Source organism: Stenotrophomonas maltophilia (genome assembly GCF_001676385.1).
In the GTDB taxonomy this organism is placed as follows: domain Bacteria; phylum Pseudomonadota; class Gammaproteobacteria; order Xanthomonadales; family Xanthomonadaceae; genus Stenotrophomonas; species Stenotrophomonas maltophilia_J.
On the sequence record NZ_LYVJ01000004.1, the window covers coordinates 276,968 to 301,937 of the forward strand.

The 24,970-nt window shown below is 66.6% G+C and carries 18 protein-coding genes; 14 read left to right on the plus strand and 4 right to left on the minus strand.

The window, feature by feature from the left end; genetic code table 11:
• Positions 1-151 precede the first annotated feature (151 nt).
• The 8 genes from A9K58_RS07110 to A9K58_RS07145 all read left to right on the plus strand — a co-directional run bounded on the left by A9K58_RS07110 (position 152) and on the right by A9K58_RS07145 (position 9,783).
• The gene (locus A9K58_RS07110; RefSeq protein WP_065198684.1) at positions 152-925 is read left to right on the plus strand and encodes a flagellar brake protein; all 774 of its coding nucleotides are present in this window, start codon (positions 152-154) and stop codon (positions 923-925) included.
• Positions 926-1,051: 126 nt separating this feature from the next.
• Positions 1,052-1,543, plus strand: coding sequence for a chemotaxis protein CheW (locus tag A9K58_RS07115; protein WP_065198685.1), 492 nt, complete (start codon positions 1,052-1,054; stop codon positions 1,541-1,543).
• A gap of 136 nt (positions 1,544-1,679) precedes the next feature.
• Complete coding sequence (locus A9K58_RS07120; protein WP_065198686.1) at positions 1,680-2,063, plus strand: hypothetical protein; 384 nt, start codon at positions 1,680-1,682, stop codon at positions 2,061-2,063.
• A 100-nt stretch (positions 2,064-2,163) separates the two neighbouring features.
• Positions 2,164-4,539 carry a methyl-accepting chemotaxis protein gene (locus A9K58_RS07125; RefSeq protein ID WP_065198687.1) on the plus strand — a complete coding sequence of 792 codons (2,376 nt, stop codon included), beginning with the start codon at positions 2,164-2,166 and terminating at the stop codon, positions 4,537-4,539.
• A 448-nt stretch (positions 4,540-4,987) separates the two neighbouring features.
• Positions 4,988-7,213 carry a methyl-accepting chemotaxis protein gene (locus tag A9K58_RS07130; RefSeq protein ID WP_065198688.1) on the plus strand — a complete coding sequence of 742 codons (2,226 nt, stop codon included), beginning with the start codon at positions 4,988-4,990 and terminating at the stop codon, positions 7,211-7,213.
• 37 nt (positions 7,214-7,250) lie between these two features.
• Positions 7,251-8,120 carry a CheR family methyltransferase gene (locus A9K58_RS07135; protein WP_065198689.1) on the plus strand — a complete coding sequence of 290 codons (870 nt, stop codon included), beginning with the start codon at positions 7,251-7,253 and terminating at the stop codon, positions 8,118-8,120.
• Entirely contained in the window at positions 8,117-8,713 is a 597-nt protein-coding gene (gene cheD, locus A9K58_RS07140; protein WP_014037083.1) for a chemoreceptor glutamine deamidase CheD, read from the plus strand. Before A9K58_RS07135 ends, cheD begins: the two co-directional genes overlap by 4 nt.
• Positions 8,710-9,783, plus strand: coding sequence for a protein-glutamate methylesterase/protein-glutamine glutaminase (locus A9K58_RS07145; protein WP_065198690.1), 1,074 nt, complete (start codon positions 8,710-8,712; stop codon positions 9,781-9,783). Before cheD ends, A9K58_RS07145 begins: the two co-directional genes overlap by 4 nt.
• 138 nt (positions 9,784-9,921) lie before the next feature.
• Here the strand turns inward: A9K58_RS07145 and acnB are convergent, their stop codons facing one another.
• Genes acnB through A9K58_RS07160 form a run of 3 tightly spaced genes read right to left on the minus strand, consistent with a single transcriptional unit; the run spans position 9,922 to position 13,183 of the window.
• Complete coding sequence (gene acnB / locus A9K58_RS07150) at positions 9,922-12,513, minus strand: bifunctional aconitate hydratase 2/2-methylisocitrate dehydratase (protein ID WP_065198691.1); 2,592 nt, start codon at positions 12,511-12,513, stop codon at positions 9,922-9,924.
• Between the two features lie 40 nt (positions 12,514-12,553).
• A complete protein-coding gene (locus A9K58_RS07155; protein WP_005416402.1) occupies positions 12,554-12,952 on the minus strand; it encodes a type II toxin-antitoxin system VapC family toxin in 399 nt (132 codons plus the stop codon).
• Positions 12,953-12,958: 6 nt separating this feature from the next.
• The gene (locus A9K58_RS07160) at positions 12,959-13,183 is read right to left on the minus strand and encodes an AbrB/MazE/SpoVT family DNA-binding domain-containing protein (RefSeq protein ID WP_065198753.1); all 225 of its coding nucleotides are present in this window, start codon (positions 13,181-13,183) and stop codon (positions 12,959-12,961) included.
• A 302-nt stretch (positions 13,184-13,485) separates the two neighbouring features.
• On the opposite strand from A9K58_RS07160, the gene acnA reads away from it, so the two are divergent.
• Positions 13,486-16,239 (plus strand): aconitate hydratase AcnA, encoded by a 2,754-nt coding sequence (gene acnA, locus A9K58_RS07165; protein ID WP_065198692.1) that lies wholly within the window; start codon positions 13,486-13,488, stop codon positions 16,237-16,239.
• A 147-nt stretch (positions 16,240-16,386) separates the two neighbouring features.
• On the opposite strand, the gene A9K58_RS07170 is transcribed toward acnA, so the two are convergent.
• The gene (locus tag A9K58_RS07170; protein ID WP_065198693.1) at positions 16,387-17,937 is read right to left on the minus strand and encodes a BCCT family transporter; all 1,551 of its coding nucleotides are present in this window, start codon (positions 17,935-17,937) and stop codon (positions 16,387-16,389) included.
• Positions 17,938-18,106: 169 nt separating this feature from the next.
• On the opposite strand from A9K58_RS07170, the gene betI reads away from it, so the two are divergent.
• From betI to A9K58_RS07195, 5 genes are all read left to right on the plus strand, one after another.
• Positions 18,107-18,697, plus strand: a complete 591-nt coding sequence (gene betI / locus A9K58_RS07175) for a transcriptional regulator BetI (RefSeq protein ID WP_065198694.1) — start codon at positions 18,107-18,109, stop codon at positions 18,695-18,697.
• Positions 18,698-18,736: 39 nt separating this feature from the next.
• Positions 18,737-20,209 (plus strand): betaine-aldehyde dehydrogenase, encoded by a 1,473-nt coding sequence (gene betB, locus A9K58_RS07180; RefSeq protein ID WP_065198695.1) that lies wholly within the window; start codon positions 18,737-18,739, stop codon positions 20,207-20,209.
• Between the two features lie 101 nt (positions 20,210-20,310).
• A complete protein-coding gene (betA, locus tag A9K58_RS07185; protein ID WP_065198696.1) occupies positions 20,311-21,993 on the plus strand; it encodes a choline dehydrogenase in 1,683 nt (560 codons plus the stop codon).
• Positions 21,994-22,219: 226 nt separating this feature from the next.
• Positions 22,220-23,896 carry a long-chain fatty acid--CoA ligase gene (locus A9K58_RS07190; protein ID WP_065198697.1) on the plus strand — a complete coding sequence of 559 codons (1,677 nt, stop codon included), beginning with the start codon at positions 22,220-22,222 and terminating at the stop codon, positions 23,894-23,896.
• Positions 23,897-24,056: 160 nt separating this feature from the next.
• Positions 24,057-24,929 carry a crotonase/enoyl-CoA hydratase family protein gene (locus A9K58_RS07195; RefSeq protein WP_065198698.1) on the plus strand — a complete coding sequence of 291 codons (873 nt, stop codon included), beginning with the start codon at positions 24,057-24,059 and terminating at the stop codon, positions 24,927-24,929.
• Positions 24,930-24,970 lie beyond the last annotated feature (41 nt).

Consider the following 24,970-nt stretch of genomic DNA (forward strand, 5'->3'; position numbering starts at 1 on the left):
GCCGGCCTGGGCGAACCAGCGCGTCCAGGCCGGCCCGTGCGCCGCCGGGAAATCCGGAGAATCCAGCGCTACATAATTCCGCAACGCGGCCGATATCCCCATCGAGCCTCGTGCCCGTGCGCGCTGGCGCCCGCCCCTGACCACAGATGCCATGTCCGACGGCAATGACCCTGCAGCGCATGATGTCCACGCGGCCGACGCTTCCGACGAACGCTTCCTGGTCCGCAATCCCCGCCAGCTGCGCCAGCTGCTGCGCTCGCTGATCGACCAGCGCTCATTGATCAACGCACATATCGACGGCCGCGACCAATCTTTCCCGACCGCACTGCTCGCTCTCGACGAGGATGACGACACCCTGCTGCTGGACGGCAGCCCGCAGGAGGCCTGCAACCGTGCCGCCGAGCAGGCCGGCCACCTGCTGTGCTTCGCCCAGCTCGAGCGGGTCCTGGTGCGCTTCCGCCTGCACGCGCTGCAGCGGCTGGACAATGACGGCCATGTGGCCTTCCGCGCGCCCCTTCCCGAGGAGTTGGTGCACCTGCAGCGCCGCGAGCTGTACCGGCTGGAGACGCCGGTCACCGACTCACCGCAGCTGCTGCTGGACGCGGGTGCCGCCGCCGCCGAGCCACTGTCGATGCGGGTGGTCGACATCAGCGGCGGCGGGCTCGCCGTGATCGTCCCCATCGACTGCGCGGTGTTCAGCCTGCAGCGACGTTACCCGGCCCGGCTGTCGCTGCCCGATGGACCGGACCTGGACATCGAGCTGGTGACCTGCAACCTGCTGCCGCAACGGCAGCCCAACGGCATCGAGGTCAAGCGCGTGGGGATGCGGTTCGAGACCCTGCCACGCGGCGCCGACAGCGCCATCCAGCGCTACATCCTGCGCATCGACCGCCAGCGCAAGGCCCGCCGCAACGGTGAGCTGTAGGCAGCGCCGGGCCATGCCCGGCACAGGCGTGGACGCCCGGCCCAGCCGCTGTCGCATCTAAAGTCCCTCCCGGCGGCGCCGATATCGAGCGTGACACCGGGACTTCCGGCGGACCAGGACCCCTCCATGAATGACAAGACCAGTTCCACCGCCAGCGCCGGTGGCGAGTTCCTCAGCTTCACCCTTGGTGCCGAGCACTATGGCGTGGACATCCTCAAGGTGCAGGAAATCCGCGGCTACGACGCCGTCACCCGCGTACCGGATGCCCCGGACTACATCAAGGGCGTGATCAACCTGCGCGGCACCATTGTTCCGGTCATCGACCTGCGGCTGAAGCTGCGCCTGGACAACGCCCGCTACGATGCGTTCACCGTGATGATCGTGCTGAACGTGGATGACCGCGTGGTCGGCATCGTGGTCGACAGCGTCTCCGATGTGATCCCGTTGTCGGCGGAGCAGATCCGTCCCACCCCCGAATTCGGTGCTGCGGTGGATACCCGTTTCATCTCCGGCATCGGCACCCATGACGAACGCATGCTCATCCTGCTCGATATCGAGACCCTGCTCGACAGCGCCGACATGGGCCAGGCCAGCGTGATCGAAGACGCCGCCGCCTGAGCCGGCGGACCTGCTTCACGTTCTGGACACGTCGCCCTTCAGTTCCCCCAGGCGGTGCCGATAGGGGGACAGAAGCCGGTCGCGCTGGAGCGCGCAGGACCGGCCCGACCGTCACCATCCCCGGAGATACACCCCGATGAAGTCCCTGCTTGCGTTCGTTTCGGCTGCTGTCCTGGCCATCACCGCGTCCCCGGCTGTTGCGCAGTCGGCCGACATGATTCCACCGGAGCTGGCACCCCGTTCGGTCGGCAAGGACGGCATGGTCTGCGGCAAGGTCGAAAAGGCCCGCTACGCGGAAGGCTCCGAAGGCCAGCCGACCTTCCTGTACATGGGCGGCGCCTTCCCGCGCCACACCTTCTCAGCGCGCATCGCCGGCGAGAACCGCGGCAAGTTCTCCTTCCCGCTGGAAACCCTGGAAGGCAAGACCGTGTGCGTGATCGGCAAGATCCAGCGTGACGCCTCGCGCGCGGAAATCGAGGTCAGCTCGCCGGCCGGACTGAAGCTGGCCAATATCAAGTAATCCGCTGTCCGTCGAACCGCGCCGGCCCTGCGGTCGGTGCGGTTCCTGCTGCAACCGGGCCGATGCCCGGACGCGTCTGCCTTAGGAGATCGCAACGCCCATGCCGTGGATCAACAACCTGAAACTGATGCCGAAGCTGCTGCTGACCTTCGGCGTGCTCCTGCTGGTCATGTTGCTGCAGGGTATCGTCGCCTACCGCGGCCTGTACTCACTCAACAACGTCACCACCGAACTGGCCGGATCGCGCATGGAAAGCATCCGCATGGCAGGCGAGATGCGCGGCATGCTGGGCGAGTACCGCAACGCGGCCTACCAGCAGCTGATCCGGGCCAGCGACGACGTCAAGGCGGACGCGCGCAGGCAGGCCGGCGAACTGCGCACCCACATGGACGAGTCGATCAAGGACTATCCAAAGCTGGTGGACAACGCGCAGCAGAAGAAGCTGTTCGATACCTTCGCCAAGGAATGGAAGGAGGCACTGGCCTCCTATGACAGCGTCACCGAGATGCTGGAGCTGGACCTGCCGGACGACGCCATCGATACCTTCGTCGGCGAGACCCGCACCAAGCACCGCAAGGCCGCCTCCGCACTGGAGGCCTTGATCGCCGAAGACAACCGCTTGGCCCGCGCCTCGCGCGAAGCCGCCGAAACCACCTATTCGGCCTCGGCGGTGCTGATCGTGATCGCCCTGCTGGGCGGCGCCGCGCTCGGCCTGGTGCTGGTCTGGCTGTTTGCCCGCGCGCTGGTCGGCAGCGTCCGCGGTGCCGTCTCGGTCGCCAACGACGTGGCCGGCGGCAAGCTCGATGGGCACATCGACGTCAGCCGCCAGGATGAAGTCGGCGAGCTGATGCAGGCGATGCAGCGCATGCAGCGCGACCTGCGCGAGCGTATCGAGACCGACCAGGCCATCGCCCGCGAGAACCTGCGCATCCGCACCGCGCTGGATTACAGTTCGACCGGCGTGTACCTGACCGATACCAGCAACACCATCGTCTATGCCAACCGCGCGCTGCAGCAGACACTTCTCCAGTACCAGGATGAGATGCGCCGTGAGCTGCCGGACTTCGACGCGCAGGCATCGCTGATCGGCAGGCCGCTGACGGTACTCGAGCATCGCGGCGAAATGGACCAGGCCCTGCTGGGCAACCTGAAGGCGCACGGCGTGGCGCGTCGCCCGATGCAGTATGGTGACGCCCAGTTCGCCCAGGTGGTCTCGACCATCCGCAACGATAGCGGCGACACGGTGGGCCACGTAGTGGAGTGGCGGGACCGTACCCAGGAAGCCCAGGTCGAGGCTGAAGTCGCCCGCGTGATCGCCCAGGCTGCCGCGGGGGACCTGTCCGGACGCATCAATACCGGCGACAAGGAAGGCTTCTTCCTGCAGCTCGCGCAGCAGATCAATGGCCTTCTCGACGCCAACGCCGGCAGCATCGAACAGATCTCCGGCCTGCTCGCCGCACTGTCCCAGGGCGACCTGACCGTGCGCATGCAGGGCGACTACCAGGGCGTGTTCGCGCGCATGCGTGACGACGCCAATGCCACTGCCGCCCAGTTGAGCGAGATCGTCACGCGCATCAAGCAGTCCAGTCGTGCCATCAGTTCGGCCGCCGGCGAGATCGCCTCGGGCAACAGCGACCTGTCGCGCCGCACCGAGCAGCAGGCCGCCAACCTGGAGGAAACCGCCGCGTCGATGGAGGAACTGACTTCCACCGTCCGCCAGAACGCCGAACATGCCCGCCAGGCCAACCAGCTCGCCATCGGCGCGCATGGCGTCGCCTCGCAGGGTGGCGAGGTGGTCGGCCAGGTGGTCACCACCATGTCGGCCATCGAAGCCTCGTCGAAGAAGATCGCCGAGATCATCAGCGTCATCGACGGCATCGCCTTCCAGACCAACATCCTGGCCCTCAACGCCGCCGTCGAAGCCGCCCGGGCCGGTGAACAGGGCCGTGGCTTCGCCGTGGTCGCCAGCGAAGTGCGCACCCTCGCCCAGCGCTCGGCTGCCGCCGCCAAGGAGATCAAGGGCCTGATCGATGATTCGGTCGGCAAGGTCAACGACGGCTCGGCGCTGGTGCACAAGGCCGGCGCCACCATGGGCGAGATCGTCGCCTCGGTGCAGCGCGTGACCGACATCATGGCCGAGATCTCCGCCGCCTCGCAGGAGCAGTCGGCCGGTATCGAGCAGGTCAACCAGACCGTGGTGCAGATGGACGAGACCACCCAGCAGAACGCCGCGCTGGTGGAGGAAGCCACCGCCGCCGCGCGTGCGATGGAAGAACAGGCCGGTTACCTGAGCGAGGCCGTGTCGATCTTCGTGGTCGACGAAACCGAGGTTGCAAGCGCCCCGCGCACTGCCGCTCCGGTCCCGCGCACGGCCGCACCGGCCGCAGCGGCCCCGGCTGCAGCGCCGGCCCGCCGCACCGCCGGCGGTCGCCCGATGGCCACCGAACTGGCCGACGGAGACTGGCAGGAATTCTGATTCCTGCCTGACCTGCTGGACGAAACGCCCTGGCCTTGCGCTGGGGCGTTTTCGTTTCCGGGGCAGGCGGATATCCAGCCAACGGCGGAGCCCCCCCGGGATGGGCTGTGCAGGCTGCGGCGCAGAGAGCTCCCTGCAGGCTCGGGCGCGCCTTGCTCGTGTGCGCTGTCCCGCGCACGCGGCAGGGCTGGGGTTGGGCCTCCCGCCCAATCCGTCCGAGGCATGCCCGGGACTCTTCCCGCACTCCGTGACGAACGCCCCCCCTCTGTTGCTGTTGCTTCAGAAGCCTGCGGCGCGCAGCCCCGCGGCCGCCACCGCAAGGCAACCTGAATCTGTTCGGACACCGCAGCTCAATCCGCTGCCTCCGCCGCCGATAACGAAACTGTCACGGCGCGTTCCGCCGCGACCGGCCAGGCGCCGCCCGCCAGACCCGAACCGGTCCTGCTCGATGAATCTCCTGCATCGCTGGCAACACTACTTCAGCAATCTTTCCGTGCGGCGCAAGCTCAATCTGCTGACGCTGCTCATCGCGCTCGGGGTGATCGCGCTTTCGGTGATCGCCGCGCGCATGCAGTACCTGGATCTCAACGAAACCCGCAGGGCCTCCCTCAAGACCCAGGTCGAACTCACCTACGGCATCCTCGGTCACTACCACGGCCTCGCCGCCCGGGGCGAGCTCACCGATGCCGCCGCCCGCCAGGCCGCGCTTGACGCACTGGCACGCATGCGCGCCGACCATGACACCTACTACTACAGCGTCTATGACACCCGATACCGCGTGCTGATGCATCCGTTCCGCAAGGATCTGATCGGCAAGGACATGAAGGACTTCCGCTCCGAGGATGGCGTGCGGTTGTTCCATGACCTGGTCGACGTCGCACGCGCCGGTGGCGGCGTGGTGTCCTACAAGTGGGCCAAGGCCAATACCGAGGGCCTGTACGACAAGGCGTCCTATGCTGGCCTGTTCGAACCCTGGCAATGGGTGGTCAGCAGCGGCGTCTACATGGACGATGTGCAGAAGCAGGCGCTGGTCTTCACCGGCATCATGACCGTCTCCGGCGGGCTGCTGGTGCTGATCGTGCTGGTCCTGAGCTGGATCATCGGCAATCGCATCGCGCGGCCGCTGAAGCAGGCCACCGCAGTCGCCGAAGGCATCGCCGTCGGCAAGCTGGACAACCCTATCGGCCCGCAGCCGCATGACGAGCCCGGGCGCCTGCTGCACGCGATGTCCGGCATGCAGCAGCAGCTGCATGCGGTGATCGGTGCCCAACGCGAGATGGCTCGCCGCCACGAGGGCGGCGAACTGAGCCATCGCGCCGATGCCAGTGCCTTCCCTGGCGAATACGGGCTGATGGTGCAGGAGACCAATGCCCTGGTCGACAGTCACGTGCAGACCCTGCACGACGTGCTGGACGTCGTGCAGCAATACGCCATAGGCGACCTCAGCCGCGATGTCGCGCGCTATCCGGGCGAGAAGGCGGCGATGACCACCATCGTCGACACGGTCAAGGCCAATCTTGGCCGCATCAACGCCGAGATCAGGCATCTGGCCAGCGCCGCAGCGGCCGGCGACTTCAGCCAGCGCGGCGACGCCGAGCGCTTCGATCATGATTTCCGCCTGATGCTGGAGAATCTCAACGCGATGATGGCCGTCAGCGATGAGAACCTGGGAAAACTCTCGCAGCTGTTGTCGGCCATCGCCGAGGGCGACCTGACCGCGCGCATGCAGGGCGACTACCAGGGCGTGTTCGCGCGCATGCGTGACGATGCCAACACCACCGTCACGCAGCTGACCCGGATCGTCAGCCAGATCCAGGCCAGTGCCTCCAGCATCACCCTGGCCGCCGGCGAGATCGCCTCGGGCAACAGCGACCTGTCGCGCCGCACCGAGCAGCAGGCCGCCAACCTGGAGGAAACCGCCGCGTCGATGGAGGAACTGACTTCCACCGTCCGCCAGAACGCCGAACATGCCCGCCAGGCCAACCAGCTCGCCATCGGCGCGCATGGCGTCGCCTCGCAGGGTGGCGAGGTGGTCGGCCAGGTGGTCACCACCATGTCGGCCATCGAAGCCTCGTCGAAGAAGATCGCCGAGATCATCAGCGTGATCGACGGCATCGCCTTCCAGACCAACATCCTGGCCCTCAATGCCGCCGTCGAAGCCGCCCGGGCCGGTGAACAGGGCCGTGGCTTCGCCGTGGTCGCCAGCGAAGTACGCACCCTCGCCCAGCGCTCGGCTGCCGCCGCCAAGGAGATCAAGGGCCTGATCGATGATTCGGTCGGCAAGGTCAACGACGGCTCGGCGCTGGTGCACAAGGCCGGCGCCACCATGGGCGAGATCGTCGCCTCGGTGCAGCGCGTGACCGACATCATGGCCGAGATCTCCGCCGCCTCGCAGGAGCAGTCGGCCGGTATCGAGCAGGTCAACCAGACCGTGGTGCAGATGGACGAGACCACCCAGCAGAACGCCGCGCTGGTGGAGGAAGCCACCGCCGCCGCGCGTGCGATGGAAGAACAGGCCGCGCAGCTGGCCGACGCAGTCGCGATCTTCCGCCTCGACAGCCAGGTCGCCATGGCAGTGAAGGCGGCGGTCGCCCAGGCCGCGCCGGCATCGCATCGGCGCGGCGCCGATGCGGCCGTCCTCGTCGCCAGCAGCACTGACTGGCAGGCATTCTGAGACCCACCCGCGGTGGCTCCGGCCACCGCCTCCGCCGATGGACACGTCCCCCGTGCAAAGTCCTACCCCGATCGTCACCGGCCCGCGCGAGTTCGAGTTCGCCGACCGTGATTTCCGCCGTGTCTGCGACCTGATCTACCAGCGCGTGGGCATCGCCCTCGCCCCGGCAAAGCGCGACATGGTGTATGGGCGCCTGTCGCGCCGCCTGCGCACGCTCGGCATGCGCAGTTTCCAGCAGTACCTGGACCATCTGGAACAGGAAGACGGTGATGAGTGGCAGGCGTTCACCAACGCACTGACCACCAACCTGACCTCGTTCTTCCGCGAGCCGCACCACTTCGACAAGCTGCGCGAGGAACTGCAGCAGCGCGCCAGCCGTGCACCGCTGCTGCTGTGGTCGTGCGCTGCCTCCACCGGTGAGGAACCGTACTCGATGGCGATCACCGCCTGCGAGGCGTTCGGTACGCTGAAGCCGCCGGTACGCATCGTCGCCACCGACGTCGACACCCAGGTACTGGCCACCGCCGGCCGGGGTGTCTACGCCATCGATCGCGTCGCCAACCTCGATCCGGACCTGCGCCGACGCTACTTCCAGCGCGGCAGCGGCCCCAACGAGGGCCAGTGCCGCGTCCTGCCCGCACTGCGCGAGCTGATCGAGTTCCGCCCGTTGAACCTGCTTGCCCCACGCTACGACGTCGGCGGCCCCTTCGATGCGCTGTTCTGCCGCAACGTGATGATCTACTTCGACAAGCCGACCCAGCGCGCCATCCTCGGTCGCCTGGTCCAGCACCTGGCCGATGACGGCCTGCTGTACACCGGCCACTCGGAGAACTACCTGCACGCCGCCGACCTGATCCAGCCCTGCGGTCGCACCCTGTACCGCCGCGCGGCAAAGGCCGGCGCATGAATGCTTCGCTGCGAACCGACGATGTGATGCGCTATCAGGATGCGCGCTTCCAGACGATTGCCGCCAAGCTGCTGCCGACCCAGTACCTGGTGGTCGATGACACCACCGCGCTGACCACCACGCTGGGCTCCTGCGTGGCCGCCTGCCTGCGCGACCCGGTACTGAAGATCGGCGGCATGAACCACTTCCTGCTGCCGGAAGGCAATGCCGGTGACGGCGCGCCCGCGCGCTACGGCAGCTATGCGATGGAACTGCTGATCAACGACATGCTCAAGCGAGGCGCCCACCGCAAGCGCATCGAAGCCAAGGTATTCGGCGGGGCCAACGTGCTGAAGGGCTTCACCAGCAACCCGGTCGGCACCCGCAACGCCGAGTTCGTGCGCCAGTACCTGCAGGCCGAGCACATCCCGATCATCGCCGAGGACCTGTGCGGCATCCATCCGCGCAAGATCTGGTTCTTCGCGGACACCGGCCGCGTGGTGGTGCAGCGCCTGCCGCATGCGCATGAGGCTGAAGTGGCCGCCACCGAATCGGCGGTGCGTGCGCGCCTGTCCAAGGCCCCGGTCACCGGTGGCGTGGAGCTGTTCGAATGACCTTCACCGGCAACGCCCCCTGCCGGGTCCTGATCGTCGACGACTCCGCCGTCGTGCGCCAGATGCTCACCGAGATCCTGTCCAGCGATCCGGCCGTCGACGTGGTCGGCACCGCTGCCGACCCGCTGCTGGCGCGCGAGAAGATCAAGCGCCTGGCCCCGGACGTGATCACGCTGGATGTGGAGATGCCGCGCATGGACGGGCTGGCGTTCCTGGAAAACCTGATGCGGCTGCATCCACTGCCGGTGGTGATGATTTCCTCGCTGACCGAGCGCGGCGCCGATACCACGCTGCAGGCCTTGGCACTGGGCGCGGTGGATTTCGTCTCCAAGCCGAAGCTGGACGTGGCGCGCGGCCTGCAGGCCTACGCCGACGAGATCATCGCCAAGGTGAAGATGGCAGCGCGCTCGCGGGTGCGGCCGCTGGTGCGCGCCGCCCCACCGAAACTCACGCTGGACGCAGCGCCCACGATGCGCCCGGCCGTACCGCATTTCCGCACCACCGACCGGCTGATTGCGATTGGCTCTTCGGCCGGCGGCACCGAAGCGCTGCGCGTGGTGCTGGAAGGCATGCCTGCCGATGCACCCGCCGTGGTGATGACCCAGCACCTGCCGGCCAGCTTCAGCAGCGCTTTCGCCGAGCGCCTGGACCGACATTCGGCGATGGCCGTGCGCGAGGCCAGCGACGGCGAAGCCGTGCTGCCCGGCCACGCCTATCTGCCGCCCGGCGGCAAGCACCTGCGGATCATCCGCGATGGTGCGCGCTGGCGCTGCCGCGTCGACGATGGCCCGGCGGTCAACCGCCACAAGCCGGCGGTGGACGTACTGTTCCGCTCGATCGCACAGAGCGCAGGCAGCAACGCCATCGGCGCCATCCTCACCGGGATGGGCGATGACGGTGCACGCGGCCTGCTGGAAATGCGCCAGGCCGGTGCCCCGACGCTGGTGCAGGACGAGGCCACCAGCGTGGTCTGGGGCATGCCGGGTGCAGCGTTCAAGCTCGGCGCGGCCGAGGAACAGGTGCCGCTGGAGCGGATTGCCGAGCGGCTGCTCGCCCTGGCCCGCGGTTGATGCGACAGCCGTAGAGCCGAACCAACGCTCGGCTACTTTGCGGGCATCGCTCCAACACGTCGAGCGTGGCCCGGCTCTACACAGCATCACGCAACAAAAAACCCCCGGCTTTCACCGGGGGTTTTCATTTTCACCGCGTCAGGCAGCGACCGTGCCGGCCACGTCCTGGTATTCCTCGATCTGGTCGAAGTTCATGTAGCGGTAGATCTCCGCACCATTGGCGTTGATCACGCCGATGTCCGCCATGTACTCCTCCTTGGTCGGGATGCGGCCCAGGCGCGAGCAGATCGCCGCCAGTTCCGCCGAACCCAGGTACACATTGGTGTTGCGGCCCAGGCGGTTCGGGAAGTTGCGGGTCGAGGTCGACATCGCGGTGGAGCCTTCGCGGATCTGCGCCTGGTTGCCCATGCACAGCGAGCAGCCCGGCATTTCCATGCGCGCACCCGCGCTGCCGAAAGTGCCGTACACGCCTTCCTTGGTCAGCTCCGAAGCGTCCATCTTGGTCGGCGGGGCCACCCACAGGCGGGTGGGAATATCACGCTTGCCTTCCAGCAGCTTCGCCGCCGCACGGAAGTGACCGATGTTGGTCATGCACGAGCCGATGAACACTTCGTCGATCTTGGCGCCAGCGACTTCGGACAGGGTCTTCACGTCGTCCGGGTCGTTCGGGCAGGCCACGATCGGCTCGTGGATATCGGCCAGGTCGATCTCGATGACGGCAGCGTATTCGGCGTCGGCATCGGGCTCCAGCAGCTGCGGATTGGCCAGCCACGCCTCCATCTTCTCGATCCGGCGCTGCAGCGAACGCGGATCCTGGTAACCCTCGGCGATCATCCACTTCAGCAGGGTGATGTTGCTGGTCAGGTACTCGATGATCGGTTCCTTGTTCAGGCGCACCGAGCAACCGGCGGCCGAACGTTCGGCCGAAGCGTCGGACAGCTCGAACGCCTGTTCGACCTTCAGGTCCGGCAGGCCTTCGATTTCCAGGATGCGGCCGGAGAAGATGTTCTTCTTGCCAGCCTTGGCCACGGTCAGCAGGCCCGACTTGATCGCGTACAGCGGAATGGCATTGACCAGGTCACGCAGGGTCACGCCCGGCTGCATCTTGCCCTTGAAGCGCACCAGCACCGACTCCGGCATGTCCAGCGGCATCACGCCGGTGGCCGCAGCGAAGGCGACCAGGCCCGAACCGGCCGGGAACGAAATGCCCACCGGGAAACGAGTGTGCGAGTCGCCACCGGTACCGACGGTGTCCGGCAGCAGCATGCGGTTGAGCCAGCTGTGGATCACGCCGTCGCCCGGACGCAGCGAGATGCCGCCGCGGGTGGAGATGAATTCCGGCAGCGTGTGGTGGGTCTTCACGTCCACCGGCTTCGGATAGGCGGCGGTGTGGCAGAACGACTGCATCACCAGATCGGCCGAGAAGCCCAGGCAGGCCAGGTCCTTCAGCTCGTCACGGGTCATCGGGCCGGTGGTGTCCTGCGAGCCCACCGAGGTCATCTTCGGTTCGCAGTAGGTGCCCGGGCGCATGCCCTGGCCTTCCGGAAGACCGCAGGCACGGCCGACCATCTTCTGCGCCAGCGAGAAGCCCTTGCCGGTGTCGGCCGGCTGCACCGGCAGGCGGAACAGGTTGGCCGGGGCCAGGCCCAGCGCTTCGCGCGCCTTGCCGGTCAGGCCACGGCCGATGATCAGCGGAATGCGGCCGCCGGCGCGCACTTCGTCGAACAGCACGTCCGACTTCACCTGGAACTCGGCGATCACCTCGCCGTTCTTCAGCGCCTTGCCTTCGTACGGGCGCAGCTCGATGACGTCGCCGTGCTCCATCTTCGACACGTCCAGCTCGATCGGCAGCGCACCGGCATCTTCCATGGTGTTGTAGAAGATCGGCGCGATCTTGCCGCCCAGGCACACGCCACCGGCGCGCTTGTTCGGGATGAACGGGATGTCGTCACCGGTCCACCACAGCACGCTGTTGGTGGCCGACTTGCGCGAGGAACCGGTGCCGACCACGTCGCCAACGTAGGCGACCAGGTGGCCCTTGTCCTTCAGCGACAGGATCTGCTGGATCGGGCCGCGCTTGCCGTCTTCTTCCGGAGTGAACGGCGCGTCGTCACGCTTGTTCTTCAGCATCGCCAGCGCGTGCATCGGGATGTCCGGGCGGGTGGTGGCGTCCGGGGCCGGCGACAGGTCGTCGGTGTTGGTTTCGCCCGGCACCTTGAACACGGTGATGGTCAGGCTCTGCGGCACTTCCGGCTTGCTGGTGAACCACTCGGCATCGGCCCAGCTCTGCAGCACGGCCTGGGCGTTGGCATTGCCGGCCTTGGCCTTTTCCTGCACGTCGTGGAAGGCGTCGAATACCAGCAGCGTGTTCTTCAGGCCGTTGGCGGCGATGGCGCCGACGCTGGCATCGTCCAGCAGCTGGATCAGCGGCGCGACGTTGTAGCCGCCAAGCATGGTGCCCAGCAGTTCGGTAGCACGCTCCCGGCTGATCAGCGGGTTCTGCTCGCTGCCCAGGGCAATCGCCGCCAGGTACGAGGCCTTGACCTTGGCCGCGTCATCGACGCCGGCCGGCACGCGGTGGGTCAGCAGGTCGAGCAGGAACTCGGCCTCGCCCTGCGGCGGATTCTTCAGCAGTTCGATGACATCGGCCGTCTGCTGCGCGCTCAGCGGCAGCGGCGGGATGCCAAGCGCAGCGCGCTCGGCGACGTGGTGGCGGTAGGCTTCCAACATGACAACTCCCGGGTAATGCGATTTAAGGATTTGGGTGGGCTCAGGCGTGCGGCACGATCAGCTTCAGGCCCTTGAAGTAGTCGCGGTAAAACGTGTCGTTCCAGGTGATCAGGCCGTCGCACTGCAACAGTGCGTGGGCGCCGACCATGAATTCATCCAGGCTGCGGCGGCTGCCGCCGCGCTGGCGATGGCGGCGGTGCATCTCGCCGGCGCGCAGGGCCGATTTGGCCTCCATCGGGTTGAAGTGCACGCCCATCTCTTCCAGTGCTTCCAGCACCTCGGCACCGCCTCGCAGCGACGCGCAGACTTCGGCCAGGGTCGCGCCGCAGACCACCACGCGGCCGCCCACCAGGCTCTGCCTGAGGATGGCTTCAACCGCGTCGGCCTGCGGGCCATTGCTGAGCAGCTCGACCAGCACCGGCGAATCGACGGCGATCATCACGGATCAGCCCTCGTCGCGTACCGAGCGCACGGCCGCATCCGAGGATTCGAAGCCGTCCAGCGCGAACTTGCCGCGCGCCCGTGAAATGGCATCGTCCACACTCTTGCGCAGGATGATGCGGCTGCCATCCAGCTCGACCTTCAGCAGCGTGCCCTTGGTCAGGCCGAGGGCATCACGCACCGCCTTCGGCAGGGTGATCTGTCCGCGTTCCGCAACAGTGGCTTCCATCAGCAGGCCCTCCAAAGTATGCACAAATTATACATACTTTCCCTGGCATACTTCCACCCTGAACAGGACAGGCAGCCCGCCAGCCCTTGCCTCGCAAAGGATCGGCCACAAACGTGACATACGCCATACACCTCCCGCTGTAGTCTGGAACCGATGCCGCAGGCCGGCCCGCCCCGGATGAATCCATTCAGTCCGGGGTTCATACTGGAGCCACCGGGGCCGCAAGGCCCGCGGCGACCGCAAGCAGGTGCGTGTCCATGCACGCACCACTGCAAGCCATCCGCAAGAAGGAGTTACCCCGCATGAGCGATTCGTTCTCCACCCGCAGCCAGCTGAACGTCGGCGGCAGGACCTACGACTACTTCAGCCTGCCCGCGCTGGGCCAGCGCTTCGATATCTCCCACCTGCCCTATTCGATGAAGATCCTGCTGGAGAACCTGCTCCGGCACGAGGATGGTGGCATCACCGTCGGCAAGGACCACATCGAGGCCGTGGCCCGCTGGAGCCCGGCCGCCGAGCCGGACACCGAAATCGCCTTCATGCCCGCGCGCGTGGTGCTGCAGGATTTCACCGGCGTGCCCTGCGTGGTCGACCTGGCCGCAATGCGCGATGCCGTCGTCAAGCTCGGCGGCAAGCCGGAGCAGATCAACCCGCAGATTCCCTCCGAACTGGTCATCGACCACTCCGTGCAGGTCGACGTGTTCGGCAAGCCCGACGCGCTGGACCTCAACGGCAAGATCGAATTCCAGCGCAACCAGGAACGTTACGGCTTCCTGCGCTGGGGCCAGAAGGCCTTCGACAACTTCAAGGTGGTGCCGCCGAACACCGGCATCGTCCACCAGGTGAACCTGGAGAACCTGGCGCGCGTGGTGATGACCGCGCAGAAGGATGGCAGGGAGATTGCCTATCCCGACACCGTGTTCGGCACCGACAGCCATACCACCATGATCAACGGCATCGGCGTGCTGGGCTGGGGCGTGGGCGGCATCGAAGCCGAGGCCGCCATGCTCGGCCAGCCGTCGTCGATGCTGATCCCGCAGGTGGTCGGCTTCAAGCTGACCGGCAAGCTGCCCGAAGGCGCTACCGCCACCGACCTGGTGCTGACCGTCACCCAGATGCTGCGCAAGCTGGGCGTGGTCGGCAAGTTCGTCGAGTTCTACGGCGACGGCCTGCAGCACCTGCCGCTGGCCGACCGCGCCACCATCGGCAACATGGCACCGGAATATGGCGCCACCTGCGGCATCTTCCCGGTCGATGCCGAATCGTTGAGCTACCTGCGCCTGTCCGGCCGCAGCGAGGAGCAGATCGCGCTGGTCGAGGCCTACGCCAGGGCACAGGGCCTGTGGCACGAGCCCGGCAGCCCGCACGCCCAGTACAGCACCACGCTGGAGCTGGACATGGGCACGGTGAAGCCGTCGCTGGCCGGTCCCAAGCGCCCGCAGGACCGCGTGCTGCTGGAAGACGTGCAGAACAACTACCGCGAAGCACTGGTCGGCATGACCGCCAACCGCGACAAGCGCAGCGATGATGTCTCCTCGTTCGTCAACGAAGGCGGCGGTGCCGCAGTCGGCAACGAGCAGCTGGCCAAGGGCTTTGCCGACATCGAGATCGAAGGCCGCAAGGTGCGGCTGAAGGACGGCGCCGTGGTCATCGCCGCCATCACCTCGTGTACCAACACCTCCAATCCGGCGGTGATGATCGGTGCCGGCCTGCTCGCCCGCAACGCGGCCGCCAGGGGCCTGAACCGCCAGCCATGGGTGAAGACCTCGCTCGGCCCGGGTTCGCGCGTGGTCACCGATTACCTGGAAAAGGCCGGTGTACTGAAGGAACTGGAGAAGATCGGCTTCTACGTGGTCGGCTATGGCTGCACCACCTGTATCGGCAACTCCGGCCCGCTGCCCGTCGAAGTCAGTGCCGGCATCGCCGCCGGTGACCTGGTCGTGACCTCGGTGCTGTCGGGCAACCGCAACTTCGAGGGCCGCGTGCACCCCGAAGTGAAAATGAACTACCTGGCCAGCCCGCCGCTGGTGGTGGCCTATGCCATTGCCGGCACCACCGACATCGACCTGACCACCCAGCCGCTGGGCACCGGCAGCGATGGCCAGCCGGTGTACCTGCGCGACATCTGGCCGAGCAACAAGGAAATCGGCGACGTCATCGCCGCCACCCTCGGCCCGGAGATGTTCAAGCAGAACTACGCCGATGTGTTCAAGGGTGACACCCGCTGGAACACCATCGCCTCGCCGGACGGCAACCTGTACGAATGGAGCGACGCCTCCACCTACATCAAGAACCCGCCGTACTTCGATGGCATGACCATGCAGACCGGCAGCATCGACGACGTGCACGGCGCGCGCGTGATGGGCCTGTTCGGCGATTCGATCACCACCGACCACATTTCCCCGGCCGGCAACATCAAGAAGGACTCGCCTGCGGGCCGCTTCCTGCAGGCAAGGGGCGTGCAGCCGGCTGATTTCAACAGCTACGGCAGCCGCCGCGGCAACGATGACGTGATGGTCCGCGGCACCTTCGCCAACATCCGCATCAAGAACCTGATGTTCGGTGGCGAGGAAGGCGGCAACACCCTGTACTACCCGGCCGGGGGCGGCCAGCCGGAGAAGCTGGCGATCTACGATGCGGCCATGAAGTACAAGGCCGACAAGGTGCCGCTGGTGGTGCTGGCCGGCAAGGAGTACGGCACTGGTTCGTCGCGTGACTGGGCAGCCAAGGGTACCCTGCTGCTGGGGGTGAAGGCGGTCATCGCCGAGAGCTTCGAGCGCATCCACCGCTCCAACCTGGTCGGCATGGGCGTGCTGCCGCTGCAGTTCCGCAACGGCGAGAATGCGCAGACCCTGGGCCTGGACGGTTCGGAAGTGATCGACATCACCGGCCTGCAGGACGGCGCCAGCAAGCGCGCCACGGTCACCGCCACCAGGGCCGATGGCACGAAGAAGACCTTCGAGGTGTCGGTGATGCTGCTGACCCCTAAGGAAGTCGAGTACTTCCGCCACGGCGGCCTGCTGCAGTACGTGCTGCGCCAGCTGGCAGCCAAGTAACGGCGCGGTTGCGTCCGATTGAGCAATGGGCCGGATCCTTGCGGATCCGGCCCATTGCGTTTGCGATGCCCCCTGTAGAGCCGAGCCTGCGCTCGGCTGCTTCTGCGCCAACAGCAGCCGAGCGTGGGCTCGGCTCTACAGAGGCGCTCACCGCCGCGGTGCATCCGGATCGGTGCGCAGCGCCTTCAGCAGGCCCCACATGTAGAACGCCAGGGTGAATGAGAACGGCAGGCCGCACAGCACCACGGCCGTCTGCATGGCACTGAAATTACCGGCCAGCAGCAGGCCGATGCTGGCCACGGTGATGCCCACCGACCAGAACACGCGCAGCCAGATCGGCGCATCGTGGCCATCCTCCACGCCGTCATCGACGCGGCGGGTGCACAGGTTGGCGATCATCAGCGTGCCCGAATCGACCGGAGTCAGGAACAGCACGAAGCCGATCACCACCGCGGCACCGGCCACGTAGGGCGCGCCAGGCAGGTATTCCAGCAGCTTGAACAGCGTCATCGCCGCATCGTGCTGCGCGACCTCGCCCAGCACCGCCTGGCCATGGTTGAGCACCAGGTCGATGGCGGTATTTCCGAAGATCGACAGCCACGCCAGGGTGAAGCCGAGCGGGATCAGCAGCACCCCCAGGATCACTTCGCGGATGGTGCGGCCGCGAGAGATGCGCGCCACGAAAAGACCCACGAACGGCGCCCAGGCGATCCACCATGCCCAATAGAACAGCGTCCACGAACCCATCCACTCACGGCCTTTCGGGTCGTTGAGGTACATGTCGAAGCTCTTGCGCACGAAGGCGCCGAGGTAATCGCCGGTGTTCTGGATCAGGCCGTCGAACAGGTGCAGGGTCGGCCCGGCTACCAGCACGAACAGCAACAGGACGCACAGCAGCCGCACGTTGAGATTGGACAGCCAGGCGATGCCCTTCTCCACGCCGGCAACCACGCCAATGGTGGCCACCGCCATCATTACCAGCACGATCGCGACCAGCACCTGCGGCGTATCCGGGATATGGAACAGATAGACCAGTCCGGACTGCACCACCAGCGCACCGATGCCGAGGTTGGTCACCATCGAGATCAACGTGGCCAGGATGCCAAAGCCATCGACCATGTCGCCGATGCGGCCATGGATGCGCTCACCGAACACCGGATACAGCGCCGAGCGCAGCGCCAGCGGCAGGTCGCGCCGGTAGGCGAAGTAGCCCAGCGCCACGCCCACCAGCGCGTAGAGCGCCCAGCCATGCAGGCCCCAGTGCAGGAAGGTCAGCACCATCGCCTCGCGGCCGGCGGCCACGGTCCCGCCGGGCTGCCCGGGTGGGTGGAGGAAATGGTCCAGCGGCTCGTAGGCTCCGTAGTACAGCAGCGCGATGCCGATGCCGGCCGAGAACAGCATCGAGACCCAGGCGACGTAGCCGAAGGCCGGCGACTCCTCGTTGTGGCCCAGGCGGATGCGGCCATAGGGAGAGCACGCCAGCCACAGCACGAAGCCCAGGCACAGCACGATCAGCAGCATGTACCACCAGCCGAAGGCGGCCGACACTTCGGCCTGGGCCCACTGCAGCCAGTGCTCGCTGGCCTCGGGGTAGACAACGGTGAGCAGCCCGAGGATGCCGATCGACACCGAAGAACTGAGGAAGACAAAGCGGTTCAGGCGCAGGGGCGAACGCGTGGGATGAGCCAGGGCAGACATGGGGTCGTCTCATCAGTCCGGGGGAGCACATGGGCGGGGCCGGACCGGAAAACCGGGCCCATGGCGTGGGGCGCGAGCGCATCCTAGGGTTTATTGATTGAACGTTCAATCAATAAAAAGCATAATGACTGTCAGCCCGATCCTTCGGGTCGCAATCCGTGGAGAGACAATGCCGAAGAAAGGCGTGGAACCGGTACGGCGCGAACAGCTGATCCGGGCCACTTTCCAGACCATCGACGAGATCGGCATGGCCGATGCGACCGTCGCCACCATCGCGAAGAAGGCAGGGCTGTCCAGCGGCATCGTCGCCCACTACTTCGGCGACAAGGACGGCCTGCTCAATGCTGCAATGCGGCAGATCCTGCGCGAGCTGAAGCAGGCGGTCGCCCGCTGCCGTGCCGACGCCGGCGAAGACCCGCGCGCGCAGCTGCGCGCCATCGTCGATGGCAACTTCGATGACAGCCAGATCAACGGTACCGCGATGCGCGTCTGGCTCACCTTCTGGGCCGCGAGCATGCACCAGCCGGAACTGGCCCGGCTGCAGCGCGCCAACGACCAGCGCCTGTTCTCCAACCTGTGCCACCAGTTCAACCGCCTGCTGCCCCACCCGCAGGCCCGCCTCGCCGCCCGCGGCCTGGCCGCGATGATCGACGGGCTGTGGCTGCGCGGCAGCCTGGTCGGCGGCCAGTTCAACGCCGAGAAGTGCCGTCGCATCGCCTACGGCTACATCGACTTCCAGTTGCAGGCTGCCGCGCTATAAGCGCCCCAGCACCCCGCCCCCTTCCAAGGAGTACGCCCCATGACCGCCCTGCCCGTCCAACAGCTCTACATCCACGGCCAGCGGGTCGATGCCACCAGCGGCAAGACCTTCAAGACCGTCAACCCGGCCACCGGCGAGGTGATCGCCGAGGTGCAGGTCGCCAGCCAGGCCGATGTCGAGCGCGCCGTTCAGAGCGCGGCCGAGGGCCAGAAGGTGTGGGCGGCGATGACCGCCATGGAGCGTTCGCGCATCCTGCGCCGCGCCGTCGAGATCCTGCGCCAGCGCAACGACGAACTGGCTCACCTGGAAACCCTGGACACCGGCAAGGCGCTGGCCGAAACCACCACGGTGGACATCGTCACCGGAGCCGACGTGGTCGAGTACTACGCCGGCCTGGCCACCGCCATCGAAGGCATCCAGCTGCCGCTGCGCGAATCGAGCTTCTTCTACACCCGCCGCGAGCCGCTGGGCGTGGTCGCCGGCATTGGTGCCTGGAACTACCCGATCCAGATCGCCATGTGGAAGTCGGCCCCGGCGCTGGCTGCCGGCAATGCGATGGTGTTCAAGCCCTCCGAGGTCACCCCGTTGACCGCGATCCGACTGGCCGAGATCTACACCGAAGCCGGCGTGCCGGCCGGCGTGTTCAACGTCGTGCAGGGTCCGGGCCGCGAAATCGGCCAGTGGCTGACCGAGCACCCGCTGATCGAGAAGATCTCCTTCACCGGCGGCGTCGCCACCGGCAAGAAGGTGATGGCCAGCGCCGCGTCCTCGTCGCTGAAGGAAGTGACCATGGAGCTGGGCGGCAAGTCGCCGCTGGTGATCTGCGATGACGCCGACCTGGACCGCGCCGCCGACATCGCGGTGATGGCCAACTTCTTCAGCTCCGGCCAGGTCTGCACCAACGGCACCCGCGTGTTCGTGCCGCGCAGCATGCTGGCCGCATTCGAGGCCGCCGTTGTCGAGCGCGTCAAGCGCATCCGCATCGGCGACCCGATGGACGAGGCGACCAACTTCGGCCCGCTGACCAGCTTCCCGCATATGGAAAACGTGCTGCGCTACATCGAGAGCGGCAAGACCGAAGGCGCCCGCCTGCTGACCGGCGGTGGCCGTGCCACCGAAGGTGCGCTGGCCAACGGCGCCTACGTGCTGCCGACCGTGTTCTCCGACTGCCGCGACGACATGACCATCGTCAAGGAAGAGATCTTCGGGCCGGTGATGAGCATCCTCGCCTACGACGACGAAGACGAAGTGGTGCGTCGTGCCAACGACACCACTTTCGGCCTCGCCGCCGGCGTGGTCAGCAAGGACGTCAGCCGCGCCCACCGCATCATCCACCGCCTGGAAGCCGGCATCTGCTGGATCAACACCTGGGGTGAATCGCCGGCCGAAATGCCCGTCGGTGGCTACAAGGAATCCGGCGTCGGCCGCGAGAACGGCATCTCGACCCTCGGCCACTACACCCGCATCAAGTCGGTGCAGGTGGAACTGGGCGACTACGCCAGCGTGTTCTGACCGGCGCGCCCCGAGCCCGCCCCATCGCCCGGCCGCCGCGCCGGGCCGACATTCCGCCGGGACGTGTGCATGCAGCGCGCCCCGGCCTGCAGGAGACACCCATGAGCACCCACAACGAGTACGACTACATCATCATCGGCGCCGGTTCGGCCGGCAACGTGCTGGCCACCCGCCTCACCGAAGATGCCGATGTCAGCGTGCTGCTGCTGGAAGCCGGTGGCCCGGACTACCGTTTCGACTTCCGTACCCAGATGCCGGCCGCACTGGCCTTCCCGTTGCAGGGCAAGCGCTACAACTGGGCATACAAGACCGATCCCGAGCCCTTCATGAACAACCGCCGCATGGACTGCGGCCGTGGCAAGGGCCTGGGCGGCTCGTCGCTGATCAACGGCATGTGCTACATCCGCGGCAACGCAATGGACTACGACAACTGGGCGAGCATGCCGGGCCTGGAAGACTGGACCTACCTGGACTGCCTGCCCTACTTCCGCAAGGCCGAAACCCGCGACATCGGCCCCAATGACTACCACGGCGGCGACGGCCCGCTGCGCGTGACCACGCCGAAGGCCGGCAACAACGAGCTGTTCGCTGCGATGGTAGAAGCCGGCGTGCAGGCCGGCTACCCACGCACCGACGACCTCAACGGCTACCAGCAGGAAGGCTTCGGCCCGATGGATCGCACGGTGACCCCGAAGGGCCGTCGTTCCAGCACCGCCCGCGGCTACCTGGACCTGGCCAGGCCACGCCCGAACCTGACCATCGTCACCCATGCGCTGACCGACCGCATCCTGTTCTCGGGCAAGCGTGCGGTGGGCGTGCAGTGGCTGCACAACGACCAGCCGCAGCGTGCGACCGCCCGCCGCGAAGTGCTGCTGTGTGGCGGCGCCATCGCCTCCCCGCAGATCCTGCAGCGCTCCGGTGTCGGCCCGGCCGACCTGCTGCGCGGCCTGGACATCGACCTGGTGCACCACCTGCCGGGCGTCGGCGCCAACCTGCAGGACCACCTGGAGATGTACCTGCAGTACGAGTGCAAGAAGCCGGTGTCGCTGGCCCCGGCGCTGAAGCTGTACAACCAGCCGGCGATCGGTGCCGAGTGGCTGTTCCTGGGCACCGGCATCGGCGCCAGCAACCAGTTCGAGGCCGGCGGCTTCATCCGCAGCGACGCCGAATTCGACTGGCCCAACCTGCAGTACCACTTCCTGCCGGTGGCGATCAATTACAACGGCTCCAACCCGATCAAGGCGCACAGCTTCCAGATGCATGTCGGCTCCATGCGCTCGCCCAGCCGCGGCCGCATCCACGTGCGCTCCAAGGACCCGCGCGAACATCCGAGCATCCTGTTCAACTACATGTCTCACGAGCAGGACTGGCGCGAATTCCGCGCGGCGATCCGCATCACCCGCGAGATCTTCGCGCAGCCGGCGCTGGCCCCGTACAGCGGCCGCGAGATCTCGCCGGGCAGCGCGCTGCAGACCGATGCGCAGATCGATGCGTTCGTGCGCGAGCACGCCGAGACCGCCTACCATCCTTCGTGCTCGAACAAGATGGGCCATGCCGACGACCCGATGGCGGTGGTCGATGGCCAGGGCCGCGTGCACGGCCTGGAAGGCCTGCGCATCGTCGATGCCTCGATCATGCCGCAGGTGGTGACCGGCAACCTCAACGCGCCGACCATCATGATGGCGGAGAAGCTGGCCGACGTGATCCGCGGCCGCACGCCGCTGCCCCGCAGCACCGCACCCTACTACAAGGCCAACGGCGCACCGGTGCGCAAGCAGGGCTGAACGCATCGCACAACCCGGAATGCCCGCCGGTCAGGGCCCGGCGCTGCCTGGCACACCGTGGCTTCGGCAGCGCCGGGCCGCGTCCGGCGGTGTTTGACGTTATTGCACAACCCGCCCCAGGCGCCCCCTTCGCGTTTTCCCTACGGCGGGGTATGCTGCAATGACCGGTCGTTGCCGATACGCTCAGCGCCGGACCCTAATACACCACGATTCCTGGAGGGGGAATATGAGTCTGGATCGTCCCTGGCTGCAGAGCTATCCGAAAGGCGTTCCCGCCGAAATCGACGTCAATGAATTCCATTCGGTAGCTTCGGTCTTCGACGCTTCTGTTGCGAAATTCCGCGACCGGCCCGCCTACTCCAGCTTCGGCAAGGTATTGACCTACGGTGAAACGGACGCACTGGTGAACCAGTTCGCGGCCTACCTGCTGGGCGAGCTCAAGCTCAAGAAGGGCGACCGCGTGGCCCTGATGATGCCCAACTGCCTGCAGTATCCGGTCGCCACCTTCGGCGTGCTGCGTGCGGGCCTGACCGTGGTCAACGTCAACCCGCTGTACACCCCCCGCGAACTCAGGCACCAGCTGGCTGACGCTGGCGTGACCGCACTGGTGGTGGTCGACAACTTCGGCAACACCGTCGAGCAGGTCATTGCCGATACCCCGGTCAAGCACGTGATCACCACCGGCCTGGGCGACCTGCTGGGTGGCAAGGGCGCGATCATCAACTTCGTACTCAAGTACATCAAGAAGATGGTGCCCAATTACCACATCAAGGGTGCCGTGCGCTTCAGGCAGGCGCTCAAGCTGGGCAGTCGCCACACGCTTCCGAAGGTCGAGATCGACCACGACGATATCGCCTTCCTGCAGTACACCGGCGGCACCACCGGCGTGGCCAAGGGCGCAATGCTCACCAACCGCAACCTGATCGCCAACATGCAGCAGGCCTCGGCCTGGATCAGTGCATCGGGCATCGAGATGGGCAAGGAGTGGATCATCACCGCCCTGCCGCTCTACCACATCTTCGCGCTCACCGCGAACGGCCTGGTCTTCATGAAGTTCGGTGGCTGCAACCACCTGATCACCAACCCGCGCGACATGAAGGGCTTCGTCAAGGAGCTCAGGTCGGTACGATTCACCGCGATCACCGGCGTCAACACGCTGTTCAACGGCCTGCTCAACACGCCGGGTTTCGATACCGTCGACTTCTCGTCGCTGAAGGTCACCCTGGGCGGCGGCATGGCGGTCCAGCGTGCCGTGGCCGAGCGCTGGAAGAAGACCACCGGCGTGACCCTGGTGGAGGCCTACGGGCTGACCGAAACCTCTCCGGCGGCCTGCATCAATCCGCTCACCCTTTCCGAATACAATGGCTCGATCGGCCTGCCGATCCCGTCGACCGATGCCTGCATCAAGGACGACAACGGTACGATCCTGCCATTGGGCGAAGTCGGCGAGCTCTGCATCAAGGGCCCGCAGGTGATGAAGGGGTATTGGCAGCGCCCGGAGGAAACAGCCAAGGCCATCGACGCCGATGGCTGGCTGCATACCGGCGACATGGCGAAGATGGACGATCGCGGATTCTGCTACATCGTCGACCGCAAGAAGGACATGATCCTGGTGTCCGGCTTCAACGTCTATCCGAACGAAGTGGAAGACGTGATCGCCATGATGCCGGGCGTACTGGAGGTCGCGGCGGTCGGCGTGCCGGACGAGAAGTCGGGCGAAGTGGTCAAGGTCGTCATCGTGAAGAAGGACCCGAACCTGACCGCCGAGATGGTCAAGGAGCATGCCCGGGCCAACCTCACCGGCTACAAGCACCCCAGAATCGTAGAATTCCGAAAGGAACTGCCGAAGACCAATGTCGGCAAGATCCTGCGCCGCGAACTGCGCGACACGCCCGCCCAGTAAGGGTTTTCGGCAATCTGGACGGCTTGGGCCCGGGACGGGAACGCTCCGGGCCTTTTCGCATGCGCCACCGCAGAGGCGGTGTAGCATCGCCGCGTGTGTGGACCGTCCGGCCCGCCGGCCACCCACCCCTCTCTGCGGGCCGCACGTCGAGGACCCTTCCATGAGTACCATTGAAAAGCTGCCCGTCAGCGGCGCCCCCTTCGCCACCATCCGCACCGAGGACAGCGACGATGGCGCCGCCCACTGGCTGTTCATGCATGCCGACGCCGGCACCGGCATCCGCCCCTGCTGCCGCAAGGACATGCTTGACGAGATGTGGGCCTACATGAGCGCCATCACCCGCAGCCCGGCGGAGCGCCACGCCGGCAGGCTGCGTCATTTCGTACTGGCATCCGATGCCGCCGCGTACAACCTGGGGGGCGACCTGGACCTGTTCACCCGGCTGATCCGGGAAGGCAACCGGGACCTCCTGCTGACCTACGCCCAGCGTTGCGTGGAAGGCGTCCACCACCTGCATACCGGCTTCGGCGGCGACATCCGCTCCATCGCGCTGATCCAGGGCGATGCGCTGGGCGGCGGCCTGGAGATGGCCCTGGCCTGCCACACCATCGTGGCCGAGGAAGGCAGCGGCCTGGGCCTGCCAGAGGTGCTGTTCGGCCTGTTCCCGGGCATGGGCGCCTACTCCTTCCTGTGCCGCCGGGTGTCTCCGCACCTGGCCGAGAAGATCATCCTCGACGGTCGCGTGTACAGCGCCGAGGAGATGCACGCGATGGGGGTGGTCGACGTGCTGGTGAAGAAGGGCGAGGGCCGCGCCGCCGTCGAGGACCTCATCCGCCAGCAGCAGCGCATCCCACAGTCATACCTGGCGATGAACGCCGCACGCGCCATCGCCCAGCCCGTCGGCTATGACGAACTCCTGGAGATCACCAAGGTCTGGGTCGATTCCGCCCTGGCCCTGGGCGACCGTTCGTTGCGCACCATGGATCGCTTGATCAAGGCCCAGACCCGTCGCGCCAGTCTCGACGCGGCCTGACTCTCCCTCCCCCAGAAGGGTTCAAGCCCGGTTGGCCACCG